Origin of the sequence: Streptomyces sp. NPDC091289 (assembly GCF_044757365.1) — a bacterium.
Taxonomy (GTDB): Bacteria; Actinomycetota; Actinomycetes; order Streptomycetales; family Streptomycetaceae; genus Streptomyces.
On the sequence record NZ_JBIVUT010000005.1, the window covers coordinates 317,488 to 341,389 of the forward strand.

The following is a 23,902-nucleotide window of genomic DNA, read 5'->3' on the forward strand; positions in this document are numbered from 1 at the left end:
CCTAGGATCGGGGCATGGCCGCCGGACCCCGCCGCGACACCCGGGGCATCGTCGACGCCCCGGACCTCTTCGCGCACGTCCGCTTCCGCCGCCGCGAGCCCGCCGCCGCGCTGCGCCCGTATCTGGAGCACTACTGGCTCATCGACTGGGACCTCACCGAGCCGTACGCCGCCCATGTCGTCCCGCACCCGTCGGTGAACCTGGTCCTCCAGCGGTACGGGGCCGGGGAGACCCCCACGGAACGGTCCGGGTACGCCGAGGTCGCGGGCGTCGATCCGGGGCTCTTCAGCCGGAAGCTGGCCGGGCGCGGGCGGGTCTGCGGGGTGCAGTTCCGGCCCGGCGGCTTCCGCCCATTCGCGCCGGAGCACGACGTCGGCGACCTGACGGGACACCGGGTCGACGCCGCCGAGCTGCTGCGGCTGCCGCCGCCCGTCGACGCGGTCCTGGGCCCGGACGACGAGGACGCGCGGGTCGCCGCGCTGGACGCCTTCCTGCTGGCCCTGGAGCCCCGCCCCGACCCCCGGGCGACGCTGGCGATGGCCGCCGTCGAGCTGGTGCGCACGGACCGCACGGTGCTCCGGGTCGACCGGCTCGCCCAGGACACGGGGCTCTCCGCCCGCTCCCTGCAACGGCTCTTCTCCGCGTACGTCGGCGTCGGCCCCAAGTGGGTCATCCTCCGCTACCGCATCCACGAGGCGCTGGAGCGCGCCGGATCCGACCCGGCCGTCGACTGGGCGCGGCTCGCGGCGGACCTCGGCTACAGCGACCAGGCCCATCTGGTGCGGGACTTCACCGCCACGGTGGGCGTGCCCCCGACGGCGTTCGCCCCGCAGCCCTGACGGCGCACGGGTGCACGCGCTGCCTAATCCCTGGCTCCCCGTCCCGCCCCGGTGGCATCCTGACCGGGTGAACGGACCCGAGATCACCCTCGAAGTAGCCCCTGAGCTGCGGCTCTTCGTCCCGCATGACCGCCGCGGCGGGCCCACGCCCCTCGTCACTGACGGCTCCTCGACCCTCGGCCATGTCATCGAGTCCCTCGGCGTCCCGCTCACCGAGGCCGGAACGCTGCTGGTGAACGGCGACCCGGTGGCCCGCTCGCATGCGCCCGGGCCCGGCGAGCGCGTCGAGGTGCGTGCCGTGGAGCGCCCGCAGCGGGTGCCCGGTGCGCCTCTGCGCTTCCTCCTCGACGTCCATCTCGGCACGCTGGCGCGCCGGTTGCGGCTCCTGGGCGTCGACGCGGCGTACGAGAGCGAGGACATCGGCGACCCCGCCCTGGCCACCCTCTCGGCACGGGAGCGGCGCGTCCTGCTCTCCCGGGACCGCGGGCTGCTGCGCCGCCGCGAGATCTGGGCGGGGGCGTACGTCTACAGCGACCGCCCCAAGGAGCAACTCCGCGACGTCCTCGGCCGGTTCGCCCCGGCCCTGACCCCGTGGACCCGCTGCACCGCGTGCAACGGCACCCTGACCGGGGCCGCGAAGGACTCCGTGAGCGAACTGCTGGAGCACGGCACGCAGCAGGCGTACGACGTGTTCGCCCAGTGCACGGAGTGCTCCCGGGTGTACTGGCGCGGCGCCCACCACGGCCACCTGGAGACGATCGTGTCCGAGGCGGTCCGCGAGTTCGGGGGCGCGGCGGCGTAACGGCGTACGGCGTAACGGTAAAAGCCCCCGCAGTTCAGAAGGCGTACGCGTCAGAAGGCATGCGCGTCAGAACGCGTACGGGTCCCCGGTCGAGGGCGCCAGTACCGTGTGCGCGTCGTTCTTGGAGTCCGCGTCGCGCACCCCGCCGTTCCACACCGTGTCGACCCGGACGACCACCTCGGCCGGGCGGCCGGCCAGCCGCAGGTCCAACGCGGTCCGCCGGGACTGCCCGCCGGTGGCCAGCGAGCCCGTTTCGCACAGCACCGCCGCCCTGCCGCCCCACAGGCAGCCCTGCGGCAGCTGCTGCCGTACGGCCAGGGGCTCGGAGAACCGCACCCGCACCGTCGAGGCGGGTACGTCGGTGGGCCCCCGGTTCGCGGTCCGGAGCCGGATCTCCAGCAGGTCGTTCCAGAGGGCGACGTGCCCGTGATGGGAGACGTCCGCCTCCGGGACGGCCGCCTCCTTCCCGGGCGCGGCCGGCGCGGCCGGGGCGGCGGGGGCTGCCGCGAAGGAGACGGGGTCGGTATCCGTCACCGCCGCCGACCTCGCCACCGGCACCGCCACCGGCACGGCGGTCGCGGCCGGCACAGTCGTCGCCGCGGCCACGGCGACGGCGACGGACAGCGGCATCAACAGTCTTCTGCTCAGCATCAGCATGGCCGGAACATACCGATCCCACCGATTTATCCGATGAACGTACCGCCCTGACGCGCTCTCCCCCACCCGCACAGCCCACGGCCGCCCACCCGGTGGGCGGCCGCGACGCCTGCCTATCCTTTCCCCGTACCCGATCAGCTGTCCGAGGAGATCGCCATGGCCGCCACCCCCATCGCCGTCATCACCGGCGCGAGCAGCGGCATCGGCGCCGCGACCGCCCGTACGCTGGCCGCCGCCGGCTTCCGGGTCGTGCTGACCGCCCGCCGCAAGGACCGCATCGAGGCGCTCGCCGCCGAGCTCACCGAGGCCGGTCACCAGGCGACGGCCTACGCGCTGGACGTCACCGACCGGGCGGCGGTCGACGAGTTCGCCACCGCGTTCCGCTCCCTCGCCGTCCTCGTCAACAACGCGGGCGGGGCGCTCGGGGCCGACCCGGTCGCCACCGGCGACCCCGCCGACTGGCGCCAGATGTACGAGACCAACGTCATCGGCACCCTCAACGTCACCCAGGCCCTGCTGCCCGCCCTCACCGCGAGCGGCGACGGCACGATCGTGATCCTCTCCTCGACCGCGGCGCTGTCCGCGTACGAGGGCGGCGGCGGTTACGTGGCGGCCAAGCACGGCGAACACGTCCTGGCCGAGACGCTGCGCCTGGAGATCGTCGGCACCCCGGTCCGCGTCATCGAGGTGGCCCCCGGCATGGTCAGGACCGAGGAGTTCGCCACCACCCGCTTCCGCGGCGACACCGAGAAGGCCGCCAAGGTCTACGCGGGCGTCGACGCCCCGCTGACCGCCGAGGACGTGGCCGACACGATCGGCTGGGCCGTCACCCGGCCCAGCCACGTCAACATCGACCTCCTGGTGGTCCGCCCCCGCGCCCAGGCCTCCAACACGAAGGTCCACCGCACGCTGTGAGCGGGCGCGGGCCCCTGCCGGGTGCCCGGCGCCGTCACCCCACCGCGAACGCCGTCAGCCCACCGTGAACGTCGTCAGGACCGCCGCGTGGTCCGTGGGCCAGGCGTTGCCCGCCTGGTCCGGGACCGGCTTCGGGTCGCCGTCGACGAAGGACACCGAGTCCTTCACCGTCAGCTTGCTGCCCGCGTAGTCGATGAAGTCGATCCGGTCCTGCGGCTCGTCGGCCCCCGTGGAGCCGTCGTGCTTCGGGTAGACCGGCGACCAGGTGGTGCCGGGCAGCGCCGCCGGGTCCGGGTTGGCCTCCCGGAAGGAGTCCTTCAGACCGGCGCCCTCGAAGATCTTGGTGACGGGCCAGTCGACCTGGCCGTAACCGCAGTGGCTGTCCTTGGTCGCCTCGGTCCAGTCCAGGTGCGAGGGGGTGTTGAAGTCGCCGACGAGCAGCACCGGCGTCTCGTCCGCGGCGGCGATCTTCGGCGCGAGGTCCTTGGCGATGGCCTCGGCCTGCGGGGTGCGGCCGGACTGCGCCTCCCGCTCGAAGATCTTCTCGACCGGCATCCCGTCGAAGCAGGCGTCGTACGGGCCGTACGGGTCGTAGCCGAGGTGCGCCGTCCAGAGCTCGACCTCCTGGCCCGTGGTCTCGTCGATCCGGATGCGGACCCCGGTCGCGGCCTGGCTGTGCTCCGCCTCCGAGGTGATCGGGAAGCGGCTGATGATGCCCAGGTCGGCGTCGGACTGCCAGTGCTCCCAGCCGAGTTCCTCGGCGAGGTCCTTGGCGGAGTGGCCCGAGGTCTCCTGCATCCCGACCACGTCGGGCCGGTGCTTCTCGATGACGGCGACCTGCTTGGCCAGACCGTCGTCGACCTTGCTGCCGCCGTGCCACATGTTCATGGTCATGACGCGCAGCTCGCTCGCGGCGGCCGGCTTCCCGGGCTTCCCGCCCTCGTCGGGCTCGGTCACCGGGCCGGCGATCGCGACGGCGGCGGTCGCCACCAGGGCGACGGCCGCTCCGGTGCCGGCCAGCAGAATACGGCGCTGGGCACTCACTGGTTGCTCACTCCTTCACTTACACCTTCGGGGACGGGGCGCCGGCTCGCTCGGCGACGAGCACGGGGTTGTCGTGCGGGGTGATCGTGCAGCGGGCTCCCGGGGCCAGCGCGGTCGCCTCCCAGCTGGGCAGGTCGGCCTTGCACACGGCTCCGGAGTCCGTGGTGAGGTGCAGCCGCGTGGTGGGGCCGAGGAAGGTCGCCACCCGTACGGTCGCGGGGGTGCCCGCCCCGTCGGCGGCTCCGACCGCCAGCCCCTCGGGGCGCAGCAGTACGTCGACCTCGACGCCGGCGGCGGGGGTCGCGCCGTGGATGGGCAGCCGCCGGCCGAGCAGCTCGACGACCCCGCCGTCCCGGACGGTGCCCGGCAGCCGGTTCATGGTGCCGACGAACTCGGCGACGAACGGCGTGGCCGGGCGGTCGTACAACTCGCCGGGCGCGGCGCACTGTTCGAGCCGGCCGTCCTTCATCACGGCGACGCGGTCCGCCATGGACAGCGCCTCCTCCTGGTCATGGGTGACGAAGACGGTGGTGATGCCGAGATCCAGCTGGATGCGCCGGATCTCCTCGCGCAGATTGAGCCGCACCTTGGCGTCCAGAGCGGACAGCGGCTCGTCGAGGAGCAGCACCTTGGGCCGGATCGCCAGCGCACGGGCGAGCGCCACGCGCTGCTGCTGGCCGCCGGACAGCTGGTGCGGGTAGGTGCCCTCGCGGCCGGGCAGGCCGACCAGCTCCAGGAGTTCCCGGGCCCGCTGCTTGCGCTCCGCGTTCGCCCGGCCCCGTACCCGCAGGCCGTACGCGATGTTCTCGGCGGCCGTCATGTTCGGGAACAGGCTGTACGACTGGAAGACCATGCCGATGTCGCGGCGGTGGGCCGGTACGGAGGTGACGTCCTGGCCGTCCATGAGCAGTTCGCCGCCGTCGGCGCTCTCGAACCCGGCGATGATGCGCAGCGCGGTGGTCTTGCCGCAGCCGGACGGGCCCAGCAGGGCGACCATCTCGCCGGGGGCGATGTCCAGGTCGAGTCCGTCGAGAGCGACCGTGGAGCCGAACTGCCTGCGCAGTTGCTTGAGTTGCACGGGGACGGTCATGACACGGTCTTCTTTCGGTTCTCGCGGCCGGAGTCCAGGCGCGTACGACGGCGGCTTCGGCCACCGGCCAGGGTGGTGAGCAGGAGCAGCAGCCCCCAGGTGATCAGCAGGCTGAGCATCGCGGCGGCGACCGAGAGCTGAGCCTCGGAGTCCTTGATCTCCACCATCCACACGGAGAACGGGCGGTAGGAGAGCACGGAGGCGACGGTGTACTCGCCGAGCACCATGGCCAGGCTGAGCACGGCGCCGCCCACCACGGCGGTCCGCAGGTTCGGCACGATCACCTGCCACAGGGTCTGCAGGCGCGAGGCGCCCAGGCTGCGGGCGGCCTCGACGAGGGTGCGCAGGTCGACGGCGCGCAGTCCGGCGTCCAGCGAGCGGTACAGGAACGGCAGCGACATGACCGTGTAGACGAGCACGAGGATCAGCGGGAAGTCCTCGTCCCGCAGGATCTGGAACGTCATGTACAGGGGCGTGTCGGCCAGGTCCTGTTCCCAGGACAGCACCGTGGTGACGCCCGCGACCAGCGCGATCGGCGGGACGACCAGCGGCATCATGCACAGGACCTCGACGATCCGGCGCAGCCTCGGCAGATAGAGCGAGACCGCGACCAGGGTCGGCACCATCAGGAGCAGCCCGCACACGATGGTGGCCAGGCCGAGGCGGACCGACAGCATCAGGCTGGTGGTCAGCCCCTCGGTGCCGAGCCCCTTGGTGTACGCGTCGAAGCTGATGCCCTCGACCTCGTTGATGCTGAACCAGATCGAGGCGCCGATGGGGACCAGGAAATACAGCGCGGCGAGCGGCAGGACGACGCCCCGCGAGGTGAACTTCATCCGAGCCATCGGGTACTCCTGCGCTGCAGCGGTATCTGTACGGCCATCACGAGCAGCGCGATCACGACCATGTTGAGGCTCATCGCGAGAGCGAGGTTCTCCTGGCCCACCAGGACGTTGCCGTTGAGGGCGTTGGCGATCTGGATGGTGATCAGCGGCTGCGAGGAGCCGACCATCACGGCGGCGGTGGCGTGCGAGGCGAACGCGGTGCCGAACATCAGCACCGCCCCGCCGAGCAGCGAGGGCGTCAGCACCGGGATGCCGACGTGCCGCCAGTACTGCCCGCGGGTCGCCCCGCAGGACGCGGCGGCCTCCTGCCACTGGGAGCGCAGGCCGTCAAGCGCGGGCAGGACGGTCACCACCATCAGCGGGACCATGAAGTAGAGGTAGGCCAGCACCAGGCCGGTGAAGCTGTAGAGACTGAAGCCGGTCCGGTCCAGGTGGAAGAGCTGGGTGACGGTGCCGGTGGTGCCGAGCGTCGCGATGAAGGCGAAGGCGAGGGGCGCGCCGGAGAAGTTGGCGAGCACCCCGCTGGCCGAGACGACGATGCCCCGCAGCGCGGGCCGGGGGGAACTGACGACGGCCTGCGCGATCAGGGTGCCGATGACGGTCGCCAGCAGAGCGGTCATGAGCGAGAGCTGGACGCTGCCGGTGAGCCCGGTCGCGTACGCCCCGGACAGCGACCCGCTGACGTTCTCCGTGGAGAACCGGCCCTCGCCGGTCGCCGAGTCGACGACGGTGAACGCCCCGTACACCATGGTCCCGGCGGGCAGCCCGAAGCACACCGCGAGAAACGCGAAGAAGGGAACGACGACGGGCCACCGGTGGCGCCGCGCGCCGCGACGCCGGGCGCCGCCGTCCCGTACCGGAGGCGCGGGACGGGCGGGGGCGGCCGGGCCCGCCGCGGGCGCGGAGTCCGCCAGAACGGCGGCTCCGCTGCCCGCGGGAGAAGGTGCGGTCTGGTCGGGCATGCTCAGCTGACCGCCTTGCCCCAGCCCTGGACGACCGTCTCCTTGGCCTTGGCCTCCTGCTCCACGGTCGGCTCCTTGGGAGTTCCGTGGACCTCGGGGATCTTGGCCAGGGCGGCGTTGTCGGCGGTGCCGTCCTTCTTCATCGTGTCCAGGAGCGCCGGGCGGGAGAAGCCCTTGAGCCAGATGTTCTGGCCCTCGGGGCTGTAGATGAACTCCAGCCACAGGCGGGCAGCGGCCGGGTGCGGGGCGTACTTGTTGACGCCCTGGTTGTAGTAGCGCGAGTACAGGCCGTCGGAGGGCACCGCGACCTGCCAGTCGACGCCCTTCGCCTCGAGCTTCTGGCCGTAGCCCAGGTTGAGGTAGTCCCAGTCGATCGAGATCGGCGTCTCGCCCTGCTGGATGGTGGCGAGCGTCGACTTCGCGGGAACGAAGTTGCCCTTCTTCTTCAGCTGCTGGAAGAAGTCGAGACCGGGCTGCGCGTCGTCCAGGGAACCGCCGTTGGACAGCGACGCCGCGACGACCGCGGCCAGCGCCGAGCTGGACTCGGTCGGGTCGCCGTTGAGCGCGACCTTGTTCCGGTACTCGGGCTTGAGCAGGTCCTCGAACGTCTCGGGGCAGTTCTTCACGGCCTTGGCGTCACAGCCGATGGAGATGAAGCCGCCGTAGTTGTTCATGAAGGAGGCGTCCGGCTGCTTCTGCGCGTCCGGAATGCCCTTCCAGCCCGCGACCTTGTACGGCGCGAGCAGGCCCTGCTTCTTGGCGTCCTGCATGTACGAGGTGCCGAGGTCCAGCGCGTCGACGGCCCGGGCCTGGTTCTTGCGCTTGGCCGCGGCGTTCAGCGCGCCCTGGCTGCTGCCGCCCGGATCCTCGTTGTTGACCTTGATGGCGTACTTCTTCTCGAAGGCCGCGATCATCTCGCCGTAGTTGGCCCAGTCCGGCGCGAGGGCGTAGACGTTGAGCTTGCCCTCCTTCTCCGCCGCCGCGACGAGCTTCTCCATACCGCCGAGAGCCGCGGCCGACTCCGCCTTCGCGGCCTTGCTGTTCTTCGCACCTTCGTCGTCGGGTGCGGAGCCACAGCCGGTGGCCACCAGAGCGGTGAGGCCGGCGAGGGCCGCGGCGGTCAGGACGCGGCGGGGATGGTGTGCCTTCACGATGCGTACTCCTGGGTCTGCGGCGAGCCACCTGTATGGACAAGCCATCGTCAGTAAGCCAGCCGAAGCTAGCAGCCAGGTGACCAGCCGGTAAAGCTTTGTGAAGGTAAAAAGTGCAGGTCAGAAGCGTTATAAAGACGTAGGTTTACCTGCCCCCAAAGCGGTTAGACGCAGGGTTCGCACTTGAGAGGCCCCGCCGATTGCGCGCAGCCCAGGGATGCACCGCGCAGCGTACGGATGACATGATCGTCCCTGCGTACGACGCGCCATCCGCAACAAGCCCGGCAGCCCGAAAGCTCCAAGGAGAGACGTGACCCGACGGCACCAGCAGATCGCCGATGAGCTGCGCCGCGCCATCGCCGAAGGCACCCACCCCGTGGGCTCCGAGCTGCCGTCCGAGTCCGAACTGGCCCTGGCCCACGGCGTTTCCCGGGGCACCCTCCGCCAGGCCTTCGGCACGCTCCAGTCGGAGGGCCTGATCGGCTCCCGGCAGGGCGCCCGCCGGACCGTCCTGTCCACCACGCCCAGCCAGAGCTTCACCGAACTGCGCAGCTTCGCCGAGTGGGCCAGGGCCGGCGACCGCACCCCCGGCGGCCTGGTGCTCCGCAAGCGCCACGCGAAGGCGACCGAGGCCCAGGCCGCCCTGCTCCACCTCGCGCCCGGCGACCCGGTCCTGCACATCCTGCGGGTGCGCACCCTGGACGGCGAACCGGCGCTCCTGGAACGCACGGTGTACGCCGGGTGGGCGGCGGCGGCCGTCGAACGGCTGCCGGACGACTGCGAGTCGGTCACCTGGAGCCTGTACGACGAGGCCGGCATCGTCATGAGTAACGGCGAGCACCACCTGGACGCGGTCGCCGCCGGCACCACGGACGCCCGCGAGCTGGGCGTCCGGCGCGGCTCCCCGCTGCTGCGGGTGCGCCGCACCACGACGACGGCCGAGGGCCGCCCCGTCGAGACCTCGGACGACCGCTACCGGCCCGGTTCGGTCGTCTTCACCGTACGCAACTCGGTGCAGGCCAATCCGCTGGTCCGCACCGCAGCCGACTGACCCGCCGGCAACAGCACCTCACCCCGACTCACCTCTGACACACCCCCCTGACCGCAGGGGACCCCCCTCGGTAGGCCACCCCCAGGAACAGCGAGCCCCGTATGCCCCCGCTCCCCCGCCCCGCCGCCCTGCTGTGCGACATGGACGGCACCCTCGTCGACACCGAGCACGCCTGGCTGGACACCGTCGCCGGGTTCCTGCGGACGCAGGGCTCCCCGGCCGGTACGGAAACCCTCGCCCCGTTCGCGGGCGCCGCGGTGGCCGACGCGGCCGGCCTTCTCGTACGCGGCGGCCTCAGCACCCTGTCCGATGCGGAGACGGCCGCCCGGCTCGACCGGGAGTTCACCGCACGGGTGGCGGCGGGCGTGACCGTCCAGCCGGGCGCGCTCCGCCTCCTGGACCGGGCGCGCGCACTCGGCGTACCGACGGCCCTGGTGACCGCGTCCGAACGGCATGTGGCCGACCTGGTGCTCGAAACGCTGGGCCGGCACCGGTTCGACACGTCGGTCGCCTCGGGCGAGACGGCACGCGGGAAGCCGCACCCCGACCCGTACCTGGCCGCAGCGGCCGCGCTCGGGGTGGCCCCGCAGGACTGCCTGGCCGTCGAGGACACCCCCACGGGCGCGGCCGCCGCCCTGGCCGCGGGGTGCCGCCTGCTCGCCGTCCCGTCGGTGCCCGGCATCGAGGCGGGCCCGCGCACGGTCCTGGTCGCCTCGCTGACGGAGGCGGACCTGGCGGAGGCGGCGTAAGGAGGACGGGCGGGGCCGCGCGTGCTAGGAAAGACGGGAAAACGCGTCGAACCGGCCGGAAAGCCCCCACGCAGAGGAGTGCCGCGATGAAGCTGGTGGTGCAGGAGTTCCTGACGCTCGACGGCGTCTCCCAGGGCCCGGGGGCGCCGGACGAGGACCCCAGCGACGGGTTCACCCGGGGCGGCTGGTTCGTACCGCACCTGGACGAGGCGTTCGAGCGGGTGGCCGGTGAATGGCTGGCCGAGGCGGACGCCTTCCTCTTCGGCCGCCGCACCTACGAGAACTTCGCCCGGGACTGGCCCCGGATGACCGACCACCCCTTCGCCGCCATCCTGAACGGCCTGCCGAAGTACGTGGCCTCCACCACCCTGACCGAGTCCGGGGCCACCTGGAACCCGACCACGCTCCTCTCCGGCGACGTCCCCGCCCGGGTGGCCGAGCTGAAGCGGCAGCCCGGCCGGGACCTCCAGATCCACGGCAGCGCCCGCCTGGCCCAGTCGCTCCTGGCCGCAGGCCTGGTCGACGAACTGCGCCTGGCCATCGCCCCGGTCGTGGTGGGCGAGGGCCGCCGCCTGTTCCCGGACGGCGGCGCCCCGGCCGGCCTGCGGCTGACGAGCCACCGGACGACCCCGGCCGGCGTCTCCGTCCACGTCTTCGCGGCGACGGGAACGCCGGACTACGCGACGTACGGGGGCGGGGAGTAGCAGGGTCCTGCGGACCTGCGCTCCACACCACCGCCCTCGATCACTCGTGCGGGTGATCGGACCGGATCACCCGCCCGGCCCTCGAACCCGCTGCCTAAGCTCGGTCGCGCCAGAACACAGCGCGGCCCCCGGTCAGGATTGCCGTCCCGGCCGAGGGCCTCACCATCAGGAAGTAGGGCTTCCCGTGGCTGAGCACGACACTAACGCGCCTCCGCTCTTCGAGATCGGCGATCTCCTGCCCGGCCCACCCGCCGGTCCCGCCTTCATGGATCTGCAACACCCCGACTACGCCTACATGTTCGGCTTCCTTCAGGCCGACGGCCACCTCGCGCAGGGCGCTGGACGCAAGGGCCGCCTGACGGTGGAGATCAGCGTCCGGGACATCGCCGTACTGCGCGAGTTCCAGCGCCTGACCCCGTACAACACCAGCATCACCGAGCGCGTGCGGGCCACGAATTTCTCCGAGGAGCATCACTCGGCCACCTGGACCCTCTGCGATCAGGAAGCCAGGGCCAGGCTCAACGGGCTCGGCCTTCCCTACGGCCGGAAATCGAGGAAGATCACCCCGCCCCGGGTGGAGTTCTCCCGTCGCGACTATCTCCGAGGCGTCATCGACGCCGACGGCTCGGTCGGACACACGGGGCAAGGCCTTCCCTTCGTCTCGCTGACCACGGCGAGTGCCGCTGTCGGCGCGTATCTCTGCCGGTACGCCAAGGCGGTGACGGGGGCCGCCCGGCAGATCGGACGCAATGCGCGTGACGGGATCTACAACGTGGTCTACACGAAGGAAGCGGCGGTTCAGCTGGCCGGGCATCTGTACTACCCGGGCTGCCTGTCCCTGGCGCGCAAGCAGACGGCGGCCGCCTCTCTGGCTTCCTGGGAGCGCCCGGCGGACATGCCCGTCCGCCCTCCGGGACGACGCTGGAAGGCCTGGGAGGACGGTGTTCTGCTGGCTCACGACGACGCCGGAGCGGCGGCCGCCGAACTGGGCCGCAGCGAAGCCTCCTGCTCCGTACGCCTGTGGCGGTTGAAGACCGGGAAGGTGCGGCACCCCGAAGACGGTCCGCCCGGCGCGTAGCATCCCGGAAAGCCGGTGAGGGGCGCGCCGCCATCGGCGGTGACGCCCCTCACTCAGCCCTTGATGCAGATGACCTGCTTGAGCTTCGCGACGACCTCGACCAGGTCCCGCTGCTGCTCCATGACCTGCTCGATCGGCTTGTACGCGGCCGGGATCTCGTCCAGGACGCCGGAGTCCTTGCGGCACTCCACACCGCGCGTCTGCTCCTCCAGGTCCCGCACCGTGAAACGGCGCTTGGCCGCGTTCCGGCTCATCCGGCGACCGGCTCCGTGCGAGGCCGAGTTGAACGCCTTCTCGTTGCCGAGACCCTTCACGATGTACGAACTGGTACCCATCGAGCCGGGGATGATGCCGTACTCGCCGGAGCCGGCGCGGATGGCTCCCTTGCGGGTGACCAGCAGGTCCGCTCCGTCGTACCGCTCCTCCGCCACGTAGTTGTGGTGGCAGGAGATCTCCTGCTCGAAGACCGGCTTCGCCTTCTTGAACTCCTTGCGGACCACGTCCTTGAAGAGCGCCATCATGATCGCGCGGTTGTACTTGGCGTACTCCTGCGCCCAGTACAGATCGTTCCGGTAACCGGCCATCTGCGGGGTGTCCGAGATGAAGACGGCCAGGTCCCGGTCGACGAGGCCCTGGTTGTGCGGAAGCTTCTGGGCGATGCCGATGTGGTGCTCGGCGAGCTCCTTGCCGATGTTGCGGGAGCCCGAGTGCAGCATCAGCCACACCGCACCATCACTGTCGAGACAGAACTCGATCATGTGATTTCCCGATCCGAGCGTTCCCATCTGCTTCGTGGCGCGTTCCTGACGGAATTTGACCGCGTCGGCGATCCCCCCGAACCGCCCCCAGAAGTCGTCCCACCCCGCCGTCGGGAACCCGTGCAGCTTCCCCGGGTCCACCACGTCGCCGTGCATGCCCCGGCCGACCGGAATCGCCTGCTCGATCTTGGAGCGCAGCCGTGACAGGTCGCCGGGAAGATCGTTCGCGGTGAGGGACGTCTTGACGGCGGACATCCCGCAGCCGATGTCCACCCCGACCGCGGCCGGGCACACCGCGCCCTGCATCGCGATCACCGAACCGACCGTCGCCCCCTTGCCGAAGTGGACGTCCGGCATGACGGCCAGACCCTTGATCCACGGCAGCGTGGAGACGTTGCGCAGCTGCTGCATCGCGACGTCCTCGACCGACGCGGGGTCCGCCCACATCCGGATGGGAACCTTCGCTCCCGGTACCTCTACGTACGACATAACTCCTCGATTCCCCCGAAAAGACTGAAAGCGCAAAACCGGTGCCAAGGTCGGCAAACCTGTCGGCCGACCGGCATTCACAGCGGCGCGTGCGATACACATTGTGTCCATCGGCCGCCTTGGAGCGGCAACTCGTTTTCCGTACCGAAGGGAGCCTGGGACGGTGCGACACATGGCGTACGTACCCGGCGTCGCGCTTCTCGCAGCGCTCGTCGTCGGCTGCAGCGCCGGCGCCGACAGCAACGTGAACGGCGTCGACAGCAAGGCGGGCAGCCCGACGGTCACCCCCGCACCTCCGGGCAAGTACCTGACCCTGCCCGCACCCTGCCGCGCCGTGCCGCGCTCCACCCTGAAGGACCTGCTGCCCGGCGCCGCGGAACTGCCCGGGGACCAGCAGGAGAAGGTCTTCCGGGGCACCGCGGCCGTCACGTACGACACGGACCGCAAGGTCGGCTGCAGCTGGAAGGCCGACGCGCCGGACGCCACCCGCAGCCTCTCCATCGACTTCGAGCGCGTCGTCTCGTACGACCCCACGGTCAGCGACGACGACCGCGCCGACACGGTGTACGCGAAGAAGGAGAAGGCCGCCGGCCTGTCGTCCTCGGCGACCACCGGACCGGACGCGGAGAAGAACGCCGGGACCCCGGGCGAGAAGAGCAAGGGCGGCGCGGACAAGAGCAAGGGCTCCGGCGACGGGGAGTCGGAGGACGCGGCGGGTGACGCCTCGGCCTCGGCGGATCCCTCGTCCACCGCCTCGCCCTCCAAGGACCCCGGCGCAGGCGGCACCGGCAGTAGCGGCAGCGGCAGTCCGGAGGACACCCTGCCCTCGCGCATCCTCGACAACCTCGGAGATGCCGCATTTCTGCAGGATCAGCCCAATCGGGCAGGTTCCACCGCACAGCACCGCACGGTGAGCGTGGTATTCCGCACATCGAACGTGGTCGTGACCGTCCGGTACGCCGAGCAGCCGGCCCTCGTCACCCAGGTGTCCGACAGCAGGGAACTCCAGGAGAAGGCCCAGGCACTGGCCCGGAAGCTGGCCGAGACGATCAGCGAATAGACACCGCCCGACGGGCCCCCACCGGCCGGATTCCGGTCGCCGGGGGCCCTCGGCGGCGGAACCGGCCGGCCGCCGCCCGTCGTACCGTGGCTGTCCGGAAGACGTACCGACCCGCGACCGAGCCCGCCCGTACACCGCACGAACCGAGACCTCCAGCACCGAGAGCTCCGTGCCATCCGAGTGAAGGAACCATGCACCGATCTGCCCCGCGCCTGTCCCGCATCCTCGCCTGCGCCGCCGTTCCGGTGATGCTCGTAGCCGTCGGCTGCTCGTCGGACTCCGGCTCCGACGGCAAGAAGAACGCGGGCTCCTCCTCGTCCGGCACTCCCAGCGCCAAGCCGTCGCCCACCGTCGAGCCGGCGAAGTTCACCGATCTGCCCGACCCGTGCGGCTCGGTCACGAAGAAGACGATCGGGGACCTGGTGCCCTCGGCCAAGAAGAAGAACGGCACGGCCGGCCGGTCCAACGACCTGGCGGCCCGCAGCAACTGCTCCTGGAACGGCCTGGACGACCAGGGCGTCAAGGGCTCGCAGTACCGCTGGCTGGACGTCGGCTTCACCCGGTTCGACTCGGACCAGTCGCTGGGCAGCGGCGCCAAGCGCGCCACCGACGACTTCGCGAAGCAGGTCACCAAGGCGAAGGCCACCGAGGGCGCCGAGAAGCTCGCCGCGGAGCCCACCGCCGGCATCGGCGAGGAGGCCACCCTCGTCACCTACGCCCTCAGCAAGACGGACGAGGACTTCGCGTACGCCACCGTCGTGGCGCGCACGGGCAATGTCGTCGTCACCCTGACGTACAACGGCGCGGGCTACGCGGGCGCGAAGACGCCCTCGTCCGCGGACATCGTCAAGGGCGCCCAGAAGGCGGCGAAGGAAGCGGTCGCGGCGGTCGGCGACACCGTCGACGCCAAGAAGGACGACAAGGACGACAAGGACGCCAAGAAGGACGGCGCCGGGGACGACGCCAAGGACGACAAGAACGACAGCGAGAAGGACGGCAAGAAGGACGCGGCCAAGGGCAGCGGCAAGGACGACGCCTCCTCCAAGCCGAAGTCGAGCTGACGGCCCACCCGGGCGTCCGCACACACGACGTGACCTGAGGCCCGCGCGGCCGGCAGGACGCGAACGCCCCCTCCCAGCACCGCTTTCCGCGACCCGGCCCTCCCCGAGGGCCGGGTTTCGCACGTTGGGGCAAGCCCATACGGCATGTGCCTGTCACCTTCCTGCCAACCCTCTCCCCGTTCCGTTCCGATCACCACGGACGTCGTTACGCTCCACGGCGAACCCCGAGGAAAGGCAAGGGAATTGCGCCATCGCATCGCGTTCGTCGCAGCACTCACGACCGGCCTGTTCGCGCTCACCGCCACCGCCGCCACGGCCGCCACCACCGCCACTCCGGCCGAGCCGCGGACGGCGGCATCCGGCGACGCCCGTGCGTGCGCGGACGTGAAGCTGTCCGGCGCCCTGCCCGTACCGCCCGAGGGCATGGCCGTGCGGCAGGACGTCTCCATCGGCCCCGACTGCGAGCCGGTGCTCGGCCCCGTACGGCTGGTGGCGAAGGCCGGCCCCGCCGCGAACGCGCAGACGGCTCGGGCCGCCGCCCGGGGCGACCGCCAGGTCCGGAGCTGGTCCGAGATGTACGACTGCTGCAACATCCGGATGACGGGCCTCTACACGACGTCCGACTGGAGCTCCGACGGCACGGTGGTCACCGCCTCGTCCACCGACGCGACCCAGCAGGGGAACCGCGAACCGTGGAACGCGGGCTGGTCGCTGGAGTCCTCGGGCACGTCCGCCGACTGCGTCGCGAACTGCGCGGTCTCCACCAACGTGGCCGACGCCTCGTTCTCCTACCAGGGGATCTTCGACCCGACGGGCAACGTGTACGCCAACACGCACCGTTCCACCGTGGCCCTCAAGGCCGACGGGACCGCGTCCTGCGCGTTCGAGGTCGACCTCAAGAACACCTTCATCGGATGGAACTGGCAGCGCGGCTGCGAGTGACACCGGCGCACCCGCGCCCTCCCTGAGCCCTCCCCGCGCAACAAAACTCGCACACATGTGCCAGGCTGTGCCATCGCCGGGACGTCTGATGCCCGGCCGTGGAACAAGACCGGGCGCAGAAGTCGGGTTCGGGTACAGAGGTCGGGGAGGGATCGCGCGTGGCCGCGATGCAGCTGACACGCACACACCGGATACTCATCGGGGTTGTCGTCGCCGGTGCGGTGCTCATCGCCGCGATCGGTTTCGCGGGCTCCTACGCCGCCGTGCGCGAGCTCGCGGAGGACAAGGGTTTCGGCGAGTTCTCGCTGGTCTTCCCCATCGGCATCGACGCGGGTATCTGTGTCCTGCTGGCCCTGGACCTCCTGCTGACCTGGATGCGGATCCCGTTCCCGCTGCTGCGCCAGACGGCGTGGCTGCTGACCGCCGCGACGATCGCGTTCAACGGCGCGGCCTCCTGGCCCGACCCGCTGGGCACCGCGATGCACGCGGTGATCCCGGTGCTGTTCGTCGTCTCCGTCGAGGCCGCCCGGCACGCGGTGGGCCGGATCGCGGACATCACGGCCGACAAGCACATGGAGGGCGTCCGCCTCACCCGCTGGCTGCTCTCCCCCATCCCGACGTTCAAGCTGTGGCGGCGGATGAAGCTGTGGGAGCTGCGCAGTTACGAGCAGGTCATCAAGCTCGAACAGGACCGGCTGATCTACCAGGCCCGGCTCCAGGCCCGCTTCGGCCGCAACTGGCGGCGCAAGGCCCCGGTCGAGTCGATGATGCCGCTGCGGCTGGCGAAGTTCGGCGTCCCGCTCGCCGAGACCGCCCCGGCCGGGCTCGCCGCCGCCGGAATCGAACCGGCCCTGCTGCCACCCGCCCCGAAAGCCGAACTGCCGTACGAGCCCCGGCAGGAGCAACACCGGGAGCAGAGCCAGGAGCACGAGCAGGGGCGCGAGGAGCAGACGCAGCTTCAGGAGCAGGCGCAGCAACACCCCCAACAACAGCAACAGCACCCCCAACAGCAACAACAGCAGCAACTCCAGCACGCCCAGCAGCAGGCGCTGGAGACCACCCCGCAGGTCCCGCCCACCCACGACAGCCCCTGGTTCGCCGCCCAGAAGCTTCCTGACGCCCCGCACGCCGGCGCGTACGACCCGCAGTACGTGGAGGGCCTGGAGCCCACCCCGGCCGCCGTCCCCCTGGGCCCCGGCCGCACCCGGCCCCTCGGCAACGTCGGCACGATCGGCGCGGTCCCGCACCCCCGCCGCGACGACCTCCACGAGGAGCCGGAGCCGGGCCCGGGGCCCGTACAGCAGGCGCAGCCCGTACAGCAGGCGCAGCCGCCCGTGCCGCAGGCCGCCGACGAGGAGCCGCCCGCCGTGCCCGCCCCCGGCCCCGAGGACGCGCCGCAGCTGGAGGAGTGGTCCCAGGAGGACAACGACTTCGCCGACCGCGCGTACGAGGAGTTCAGCGCGTACACGGACCAGGAGGGCCAGTACCCGAACGTCGAGACCCTCGACATCCACCTGGCCGACCGGCACGACGTGCACCACCCGCGCTCGACCGAGCTGCTCCAGGACCTGATGCCGCGGTTCAGGGACCTCTACATGCGGCGCGCGACGGCCGACCAGAGCGCCTGAGACCACAGCGGGCCACGAGCAGGGCACAGCAGGACACAGCATGACGGAGGGCCGCCACCCGGGGATCCGGGTGGCGGCCCTCCGCCGTACGTTCCGCGACGCCGTTACGCCGTTACGCGCCCAGCAGCCTGCGCACCCGGTCCGCCCCCACCGCGAGCAGCAGCGTGGGCAGGCGGGGCCCCGTGTCGCGGCTGACGAGCAGCCGGTACAGCAGGACGAAGAAGGACCGCTGGGCGGCCTTCAGCTCGGGCGTCGGCTTGGCGTCCGGCTCCAGGCCCGCCAGCGTCTTCGGCACGCCGTAGACGAGCGTGGTGAGTCCGTCCAGCGACCAGTGCGAGTCCAGCCCCTCCAGGAGGAGGCGCAGCGACTCGCGGCCCTGTTCGTCGAGCGAGCCCAGGAGCTCCTTGTCGGCCTCGTCCCGGACGATGGTGCGGGCCTCGGCCGGGACCTGGGTGGTGATCCAGTTCTCGGCGCGGTCGAGGCGCGGGCGCGCCTCGTCCAGCGAGGTCAGCGGGTTCTCCGGGTCGAGCTCGGTGAGGATGCGGAGCGTCTGGTCCTCGGCGCCGGCGGTGATGTCGGCGACCGAGGCGAGCGTCCGGTACGGCAGCGGGCGCGGGGTGCTCGGGAGCTCCCCGGCCGCCGTGCGGATGGCGCGGGAGTACGCGGCGGCGTCGGCGGGCAGCACCGTGCCGTCGGCGACCTTGCGGCCGAGCGAGTCCCACTCGTCGTACAGCCGCTGGATCTCCTGGTCGAAGGCGATCTTGAACGACTGGTTGGGCTTGCGGCGGGCGTAGAGCCAGCGCAGCAGCGGCGCTTCCATGATCTTCAGCGCGTCGGCCGGGGTGGGCACCCCGCCCTTGCTGGAGGACATCTTGGCCATGCCGGAGATGCCGACGAAGGCGTACATGGGCCCGATGGGCTGCACACCGTCGAAGACCTCGCGGACGATCTGGCCGCCGACGACGAAGGAGGAGCCGGGCGAGGAGTGGTCGACGCCGCTGGGCTCGAAGATCACGCCCTCGTAGGCCCAGCGCATCGGCCAGTCGACCTTCCACACCAGCTTGCCGCGGTTGAACTCGCTGAGGCGGACCGTCTCGGCGAAGCCGCAGGCCGAGCAGGTGTAGTTCAGCTCGGTCGTGTCGTCGTCGTAGGAGGTGACGACGGTGAGGTCCTTCTCGCAGTTGCCGCAGTAGGGCTTGTACGGGAAGTAGCCGGCGGTGTTGCCGCTGCCGTCGTCCTCGTCGGCGGCGCCGGAACCCTCAGCGGCCTCCAGCTCGGCCTCGTCGACCTTCTTCTGCTGCTGCGGCTTCTTGCCGCCCTTGTTCTGCGGGCCGCCGGCCGGGTCCTTCTTGGTGCGGTAGCGGTCCAGGACGGCGTCGATGTCGGCGCGGTGCTTCATCGCGTGCAGGATCTGCTCGCGGTAGGTCCCGGCGGTGTACTGCTCCGTCTGGCTGATTCCGTCGTACTCGACGCCCAGCTCGTCCAGGGCCGCCGTCATGGCGGCCTTGAAATGCTCGGCCCAGTTCGGGTAGGAGGAACCGGCCGGGGCGGGCACCGAGGTCAGCGGCTTGCCGATGTGCTCGGCCCAGGACGCGTCCACGCCCGGGACCCCGTTCGGGACCTTGCGGTAGCGGTCGTAGTCGTCCCAGGAGATCAGGTGGCGCACGGTGTGTCCGCGCCGGCGGACCTCGTCGGCGACCAGGTGCGGGGTCATGACCTCGCGGAGGTTGCCGAGGTGGATCGGGCCCGACGGGGACAGACCGGAGGCGACGACGACCGGTTTGCCAGGCGCACGACGCTCCGATTCGGCGATGACATCGTCCGCGAAGCGGGAGACCCAGTCGGTCTCGGTGCTGGTCTGACTCTCGGCCACGGTCGGCACGTCCTTCTCTCGTCTGTCGTTTCCCGGTGGGGTGCGGACCATTCTCCCAGCTACCACCCGCAGCGCGAAAACGGCTTTACGCCCCGTGGGATACTCGGGAGAACCCTTGGATATATCCAGGGATCCCTTGTCTCCCTACGGAAACGGCAGCCAGACCATGGCCTCGGTCCCTTCCCTCGCTTCCACGCTCCAGCAGCAGCTGGCGGACGCCCTGACGGCAGCTCTGCCGGATGCCGGCACCGCGGACCCGCTGCTGCGCCGAAGCGACCGGGCCGACTTCCAGGCCAACGGCATCCTGGCGCTCGCCAAGAAGCTCAAGGGCAACCCGCGCGAGCTCGCGGGCCAGGTCACGGCCGCCCTCCCAGCGGGTGAGCTGATCAAGGACATCGAGGTCTCCGGCCCCGGCTTCCTCAACATCACGCTGAGCGACAAGGCGATCGTCGAGACGCTCGCCGCCCGGGCCGCCGACACCGAGGGCCGGCTCGGCGTGCCGCTCAAGGACGACGCCGGGACCACCGTCATCGACTACGCCCAGCCGAACGTGGCCAAGGAGATGCACGTCGGCCATCTGCGGTCGGCGGTCATCGGCGACGCGATGGTCAAGATCATGGAGTTCACCGGCGAGAACGTCGTCCGGCGGCACCACATCGGCGACTGGGGCACCCAGTTCGGCATGCTCATCCAGTATCTGATCGAGCACCCGGGCGCCCTGAAGCACGAGGGCGGCGAGAGCGACGGCGAGGCGGCGATGTCGACGCTGAACCGGGTCTACAAGGAGTCGCGGGTCCTGTTCGACTCCGACGAGGAGTTCAAGGCGCGGTCCCGGGACCGGGTGGTGGCCCTCCAGGCTGGGGACCCGGAGACGCTGGAGCTGTGGCAGGGCTTCGTCGACGAGTCGAAGATCTACTTCCACTCGGTGTTCGACAAGCTCGACATGGAGATCAGCGACCCGGACATCGTCGGTGAGTCCGGCTACAACGACATGCTGGAGGAGACCTGCCGGATCCTGGAGGAGACGGGTGTCGCCGTCCGCTCCGAGGGTGCGCTGTGCGTGTTCTTCGACGATGTGAAGGGCCCGGACGGCAACAAGGTCCCGCTCATCGTGAAGAAGACGAACGGCGGCTACGGCTACGCCGCCACCGACCTCTCCGCGATCCGGAACCGGGTACGGGACCTCAAGGCCGACACCCTGGTCTACGTGGTGGACGTCCGGCAGTCGCTGCACTTCAGGATGGTCTTCGAGACGGCCCGGCGGGCCGGCTGGCTGAACGACGACGTCAAGGCCGTTCAGCTCGCCTTCGGAACGGTCCTCGGCAAGGACGGCAAGCCGTTCAAGACCCGTGAGGGCGTGACGGTCCGGCTGGAGGACCTCCTCGACGAGGCCGTCGACCGGGCCACCGCGGTCGTCCGGGACAAGGCCGAGAAGGTGGGCCTGTCCGAGGAGGAGATCGTCGAGAACGGCCGGTACGTCGGCATCGGCGCCGTGAAGTACGCGGACCTGTCGACCTCCGCCGTACGGGACTACAAGTTCGACCTGGACCAGATGGTGGCGCTGCACGGCGACACGTCGGTCTACCTCCAGTACGCGTACGCCCGGATCCGGTCGATCCTGCGCAAGGCCGGGGACGCGGTCCCGGCCGCCCACCCGGAGCTGGAGCTGGCCCCGGCCGAGCGGGCGCTCGGTCTGCACCTGGACCAGTTCGGCGAGGTGCTCACCGAGGTCGCCGCGGGCTACGAGCCGCACAAGCTGGCCGCGTATCTCTACCAGCTGGCGTCGCACCTGACCACGTTCTACGACCAGTGCCAGGTGCTCAGCCCGGACAACGCCCCGGAGGTCGTCGAGAACCGGCTCTTCCTGGTCGAGCTGACCGCCCGGACCCTGCACCGGGGGATGGCACTGCTGGGCATCCGGACGCCCGAGCGGCTCTGATTCCCCGCACCCGTACCCGCACCCGGCTGTACGTCTGATCCCGTACCCGGCTGTACGTACGTCGGCCCCGGCACCGTCAACAGGTGCCGGGGCCGACGCGCGTACGACAGGCGCTAAAGGTTGTTGCAGAACGTCAGCAGGTCATGCCGGAGCCGACACCGAGTTCCTGCGGCAGGTGCTCCCGGACGATCCCGGAGTGGAGCGCGAACGGGATGCCCTGGACCACCATCCGATCCGGAGTGGTCCAACAACCTCGGAGATCACTTCGTTAGGGTTTCTCAGGCGTCTTGGCCATGGCCGCGACCAGCGCTGCAAGGAGCAGGACGCCCGCCGACCACCAGGCCGCGACGGTAAAGCCGTGCACCATGCCCTCCCCCAGGCCCCGGCTCCGGGACGGGCGGGCGTCGATGTAGCGGGTCGCGGCGGACGACGCGATCGTGTTCAACAGAACGGTGCCCAGGGAGCCGCCGATCTGCTGGAAGGTGGAGACGGTCGCGGACGTCACTCCGGCGTCCTTCGGGGCGACCCCGGCGGTCGCCGTCGCGTAGACCGGCATGAACGTCAGTCCCATGCCCAGGCCGAGCAGCACCAGCGCGGGCAGCACCCCGGTGGTGTAGGCGGAGTTCATGCTCAGGCGGGTCAGGAGCAGCATGCCGACAGCCGCGAGGAGCATGCCGGGGGCCATCAGGTTGCGGGGGGCGGTGTGGGGCAGGAGCCGGGCGGCGATCTGCGTCGCGCCGATGACGATCGTGACGGACATCGGCAGGAACGCCAGTCCGGTCCGTACGGGTGAGTAGTCGAGGATGGCCTGGAGGTAGTAGGTCAGGAACAGGAAGGCGCCGAACATGGCGACGGTGGCCAGGCCCATCGTCGCAAGCGCCGCCGCACGGGTTCTGTCCCTGACGATGTGCAGCGGCAGCATCGGATGCTCGGCGTGGGACTGCCACCACACGAAGGCGGCGAGCAGGACCACACCGGCCGCGAACAGGGTCAGGACCAACGGGTCGGCCCAGCCGGCGGATTCGGCGTCGCTGGAGCCGTACACAATCGCCACGAGCCCGCCGGAGGCGAGCAGCGCGCCGAGGACGTCGAGGCGCACCCCGCGCTGGCCGGGGCTGTCCTTGAGGAGGGCCAGCGCGCCGCCGAGGGCGGCCAGCGCGATGGGGACGTTGACGTACAGGCACCAGCGCCAGGTCGCGTACTCGGTGAGCAGGCCGCCCACCAGCAGCCCGATGGCGCTGCCGCCCCCGGCGAGCGCGCCGTAGATGCCGAACGCTCTGCCGCGCTCGGCGGGGTCGGTGAACGTCGTCGTCAGCAGTGACAGTGCGGAGGGGGCCAGGACGGCCGCGCAGGCCCCTTGCAGGGCCCGCGCCGCGAACAGCGTCCCGGGGCCGTCGGCCGCACCGCCGAGCGCGGAGGCGGCGGCAAATCCGACCAGGCCGATCATGAAGGTGCGTTTGCGGCCGACCAGATCGGCGATCCGGCCGCCGAGGAGGAGCAGGCCGCCGAAGGCCAGGGAGTATGCGGTGATCACCCACTGCCGGTTCGCATCCGACATGCCCAGTCCGTTCTGGACGGAAGGCAGGGCGATGTTCACGATCGTGCCGTCGAGAATCACCATGAGCTGGGCGCATGCGATGACGGCGAGGGCCCACCACCGCTTCGGATCGGGCAACTCGGCCGCGTTCGCGGTGGTGTGGGGGACCGGCGTGGACACGGTGCCCCCGGGGGAGGACTTCTTGGTCAAGGCGATCACATTCTGTGTCGGAGGTGTAGGAGCAGACGCGCGGTCCTACACCCCGGGAAGCGACACAAGGGATCGCGAGAGCAGCGGACACCACCATGAGGTGCCGCAAGGGGGAGAGTCCTACCGCGCGCCGAACGGAGGCACACGGCCGGGGGCAACTATGGCCGCAACACTCGTTGTGCAGTTCCAGTCCATGTTTCCCACCTCCTCCCGGCCGGGCACGCGGTACGCATCGACGCCGAACGCGCCGAATGGTGCGGCGGGGCCCCGCCGCACATGACCTCCGACAGAGTAGGTCAGCCAGCCGGGGACGCAAACGGATTTACCCAGCGCGGTACGGGCTCTCACGCTTCGACAAGCAACGATCGCGCCGTGCCCGGCCGAGAAGGCTGCGGCTGAACTCAGGCGTTCTGCAACACGCTTTAAAGCGTGTTGCAGAAGGCTGCGAGGTGGGTATTTCTCCTGTATGGGCGGGGTGTTGCGGGCTGAGGTGTTGTGGGTGGAAACGTTCACTGGGC

At 70.9% G+C, this 23,902-nt stretch carries 21 protein-coding genes; 12 read left to right on the forward strand and 9 right to left on the reverse strand.

Going from position 1 to position 23,902, the window contains the following annotated elements; all coding sequences use genetic code 11:
- The first annotated feature begins 14 nt into the window (after nucleotides 1-14).
- Complete coding sequence (locus ACIQPT_RS08845; RefSeq protein ID WP_401154110.1) at nucleotides 15-839, forward strand: DUF6597 domain-containing transcriptional factor; 825 nt, start codon at nucleotides 15-17, stop codon at nucleotides 837-839.
- A 67-nt stretch (nucleotides 840-906) separates the two neighbouring features.
- A complete protein-coding gene (locus tag ACIQPT_RS08850) occupies nucleotides 907-1,641 on the forward strand; it encodes a Mut7-C RNAse domain-containing protein (protein ID WP_401154113.1) in 735 nt (244 codons plus the stop codon).
- A gap of 66 nt (nucleotides 1,642-1,707) precedes the next feature.
- On the opposite strand, the gene ACIQPT_RS08855 is transcribed toward ACIQPT_RS08850, so the two are convergent.
- Nucleotides 1,708-2,298, reverse strand: coding sequence for a hypothetical protein (locus tag ACIQPT_RS08855; RefSeq protein ID WP_401154116.1), 591 nt, complete (start codon nucleotides 2,296-2,298; stop codon nucleotides 1,708-1,710).
- Nucleotides 2,299-2,454: 156 nt separating this feature from the next.
- Here ACIQPT_RS08855 and ACIQPT_RS08860 point away from each other — a divergent pair, with 156 nt between their 5' ends.
- Complete coding sequence (locus ACIQPT_RS08860) at nucleotides 2,455-3,213, forward strand: SDR family NAD(P)-dependent oxidoreductase (RefSeq protein WP_401154118.1); 759 nt, start codon at nucleotides 2,455-2,457, stop codon at nucleotides 3,211-3,213.
- A 54-nt stretch (nucleotides 3,214-3,267) separates the two neighbouring features.
- Here ACIQPT_RS08860 and ACIQPT_RS08865 read toward each other — a convergent pair whose 3' ends face one another.
- The 5 genes from ACIQPT_RS08865 to ACIQPT_RS08885 are packed head-to-tail and all read right to left on the reverse strand — an operon-like array spanning nucleotide 3,268 to nucleotide 8,305.
- A complete protein-coding gene (locus ACIQPT_RS08865; RefSeq protein WP_401154121.1) occupies nucleotides 3,268-4,257 on the reverse strand; it encodes an endonuclease/exonuclease/phosphatase family protein in 990 nt (329 codons plus the stop codon).
- A 19-nt stretch (nucleotides 4,258-4,276) separates the two neighbouring features.
- A complete protein-coding gene (locus ACIQPT_RS08870) occupies nucleotides 4,277-5,347 on the reverse strand; it encodes an ABC transporter ATP-binding protein (RefSeq protein WP_401154124.1) in 1,071 nt (356 codons plus the stop codon).
- Nucleotides 5,344-6,192, reverse strand: coding sequence for an ABC transporter permease (locus ACIQPT_RS08875; protein ID WP_401154126.1), 849 nt, complete (start codon nucleotides 6,190-6,192; stop codon nucleotides 5,344-5,346). Before ACIQPT_RS08875 ends, ACIQPT_RS08870 begins: the two co-directional genes overlap by 4 nt.
- A complete protein-coding gene (locus ACIQPT_RS08880) occupies nucleotides 6,180-7,154 on the reverse strand; it encodes an ABC transporter permease (RefSeq protein ID WP_401154128.1) in 975 nt (324 codons plus the stop codon). The genes ACIQPT_RS08875 and ACIQPT_RS08880 overlap by 13 nt, the downstream gene beginning before the upstream one ends.
- A gap of 2 nt (nucleotides 7,155-7,156) precedes the next feature.
- Nucleotides 7,157-8,305 carry an extracellular solute-binding protein gene (locus ACIQPT_RS08885; protein WP_401154131.1) on the reverse strand — a complete coding sequence of 383 codons (1,149 nt, stop codon included), beginning with the start codon at nucleotides 8,303-8,305 and terminating at the stop codon, nucleotides 7,157-7,159.
- A 310-nt stretch (nucleotides 8,306-8,615) separates the two neighbouring features.
- Between ACIQPT_RS08885 and ACIQPT_RS08890 the strand changes: the two genes are divergently transcribed.
- From ACIQPT_RS08890 to ACIQPT_RS08905, 4 genes are all read left to right on the forward strand, one after another.
- A complete protein-coding gene (locus ACIQPT_RS08890; protein WP_401154134.1) occupies nucleotides 8,616-9,356 on the forward strand; it encodes a GntR family transcriptional regulator in 741 nt (246 codons plus the stop codon).
- A 101-nt stretch (nucleotides 9,357-9,457) separates the two neighbouring features.
- Nucleotides 9,458-10,105 (forward strand): HAD family hydrolase, encoded by a 648-nt coding sequence (locus ACIQPT_RS08895; protein ID WP_401154136.1) that lies wholly within the window; start codon nucleotides 9,458-9,460, stop codon nucleotides 10,103-10,105.
- Between the two features lie 86 nt (nucleotides 10,106-10,191).
- Nucleotides 10,192-10,809, forward strand: a complete 618-nt coding sequence (locus tag ACIQPT_RS08900) for a dihydrofolate reductase family protein (RefSeq protein ID WP_401154139.1) — start codon at nucleotides 10,192-10,194, stop codon at nucleotides 10,807-10,809.
- 184 nt (nucleotides 10,810-10,993) lie between these two features.
- Complete coding sequence (locus tag ACIQPT_RS08905; protein WP_401154141.1) at nucleotides 10,994-11,887, forward strand: hypothetical protein; 894 nt, start codon at nucleotides 10,994-10,996, stop codon at nucleotides 11,885-11,887.
- A gap of 53 nt (nucleotides 11,888-11,940) precedes the next feature.
- Here ACIQPT_RS08905 and ACIQPT_RS08910 read toward each other — a convergent pair whose 3' ends face one another.
- On the reverse strand, nucleotides 11,941-13,134 hold the full coding sequence (locus ACIQPT_RS08910; protein ID WP_401154144.1) for an RtcB family protein: 1,194 nt from the start codon (nucleotides 13,132-13,134) through the stop codon (nucleotides 11,941-11,943).
- 172 nt (nucleotides 13,135-13,306) lie between these two features.
- On the opposite strand from ACIQPT_RS08910, the gene ACIQPT_RS08915 reads away from it, so the two are divergent.
- The 4 genes from ACIQPT_RS08915 to ACIQPT_RS08930 all read left to right on the forward strand — a co-directional run bounded on the left by ACIQPT_RS08915 (nucleotide 13,307) and on the right by ACIQPT_RS08930 (nucleotide 17,825).
- On the forward strand, nucleotides 13,307-14,194 hold the full coding sequence (locus ACIQPT_RS08915; protein ID WP_401154147.1) for a DUF3558 domain-containing protein: 888 nt from the start codon (nucleotides 13,307-13,309) through the stop codon (nucleotides 14,192-14,194).
- 191 nt (nucleotides 14,195-14,385) lie between these two features.
- Nucleotides 14,386-15,255 (forward strand): DUF3558 domain-containing protein, encoded by an 870-nt coding sequence (locus ACIQPT_RS08920; protein WP_401154150.1) that lies wholly within the window; start codon nucleotides 14,386-14,388, stop codon nucleotides 15,253-15,255.
- Between the two features lie 243 nt (nucleotides 15,256-15,498).
- Entirely contained in the window at nucleotides 15,499-16,197 is a 699-nt protein-coding gene (locus tag ACIQPT_RS08925) for a hypothetical protein (RefSeq protein ID WP_401154153.1), read from the forward strand.
- Between the two features lie 158 nt (nucleotides 16,198-16,355).
- Nucleotides 16,356-17,825 carry a DUF2637 domain-containing protein gene (locus ACIQPT_RS08930; RefSeq protein ID WP_401154156.1) on the forward strand — a complete coding sequence of 490 codons (1,470 nt, stop codon included), beginning with the start codon at nucleotides 16,356-16,358 and terminating at the stop codon, nucleotides 17,823-17,825.
- A gap of 112 nt (nucleotides 17,826-17,937) precedes the next feature.
- Here ACIQPT_RS08930 and lysS read toward each other — a convergent pair whose 3' ends face one another.
- The gene (gene lysS, locus ACIQPT_RS08935; RefSeq protein WP_401154158.1) at nucleotides 17,938-19,707 is read right to left on the reverse strand and encodes a lysine--tRNA ligase; all 1,770 of its coding nucleotides are present in this window, start codon (nucleotides 19,705-19,707) and stop codon (nucleotides 17,938-17,940) included.
- A 157-nt stretch (nucleotides 19,708-19,864) separates the two neighbouring features.
- On the opposite strand from lysS, the gene argS reads away from it, so the two are divergent.
- Entirely contained in the window at nucleotides 19,865-21,637 is a 1,773-nt protein-coding gene (gene argS / locus ACIQPT_RS08940) for an arginine--tRNA ligase (RefSeq protein WP_401154205.1), read from the forward strand.
- A 268-nt stretch (nucleotides 21,638-21,905) separates the two neighbouring features.
- Here the strand turns inward: argS and ACIQPT_RS08945 are convergent, their stop codons facing one another.
- Complete coding sequence (locus ACIQPT_RS08945; protein ID WP_401154161.1) at nucleotides 21,906-23,384, reverse strand: MFS transporter; 1,479 nt, start codon at nucleotides 23,382-23,384, stop codon at nucleotides 21,906-21,908.
- Nucleotides 23,385-23,902: the final 518 nt, after the last annotated feature.

Coding starts and splice junctions, on each gene's coding strand:
- ACIQPT_RS08860 (WP_401154118.1), top strand. CDS start 2,455: ATGGCCGCCACCCCCATCGCCGTCATCACCGGCGCGAGCAGCGGCATC.
- ACIQPT_RS08910 (WP_401154144.1), bottom strand. CDS start 13,134: ATGTCGTACGTAGAGGTACCGGGAGCGAAGGTTCCCATCCGGATGTGG.
- ACIQPT_RS08875 (WP_401154126.1), bottom strand. CDS start 6,192: ATGGCTCGGATGAAGTTCACCTCGCGGGGCGTCGTCCTGCCGCTCGCC.
- ACIQPT_RS08900 (WP_401154139.1), top strand. CDS start 10,192: ATGAAGCTGGTGGTGCAGGAGTTCCTGACGCTCGACGGCGTCTCCCAG.
- ACIQPT_RS08880 (WP_401154128.1), bottom strand. CDS start 7,154: ATGCCCGACCAGACCGCACCTTCTCCCGCGGGCAGCGGAGCCGCCGTT.
- ACIQPT_RS08845 (WP_401154110.1), top strand. CDS start 15: ATGGCCGCCGGACCCCGCCGCGACACCCGGGGCATCGTCGACGCCCCG.
- ACIQPT_RS08855 (WP_401154116.1), bottom strand. CDS start 2,298: ATGCTGATGCTGAGCAGAAGACTGTTGATGCCGCTGTCCGTCGCCGTC.
- argS (WP_401154205.1), top strand. CDS start 19,865: ATGGCCTCGGTCCCTTCCCTCGCTTCCACGCTCCAGCAGCAGCTGGCG.
- ACIQPT_RS08870 (WP_401154124.1), bottom strand. CDS start 5,347: ATGACCGTCCCCGTGCAACTCAAGCAACTGCGCAGGCAGTTCGGCTCC.
- ACIQPT_RS08920 (WP_401154150.1), top strand. CDS start 14,386: ATGCACCGATCTGCCCCGCGCCTGTCCCGCATCCTCGCCTGCGCCGCC.
- ACIQPT_RS08895 (WP_401154136.1), top strand. CDS start 9,458: ATGCCCCCGCTCCCCCGCCCCGCCGCCCTGCTGTGCGACATGGACGGC.
- ACIQPT_RS08915 (WP_401154147.1), top strand. CDS start 13,307: ATGGCGTACGTACCCGGCGTCGCGCTTCTCGCAGCGCTCGTCGTCGGC.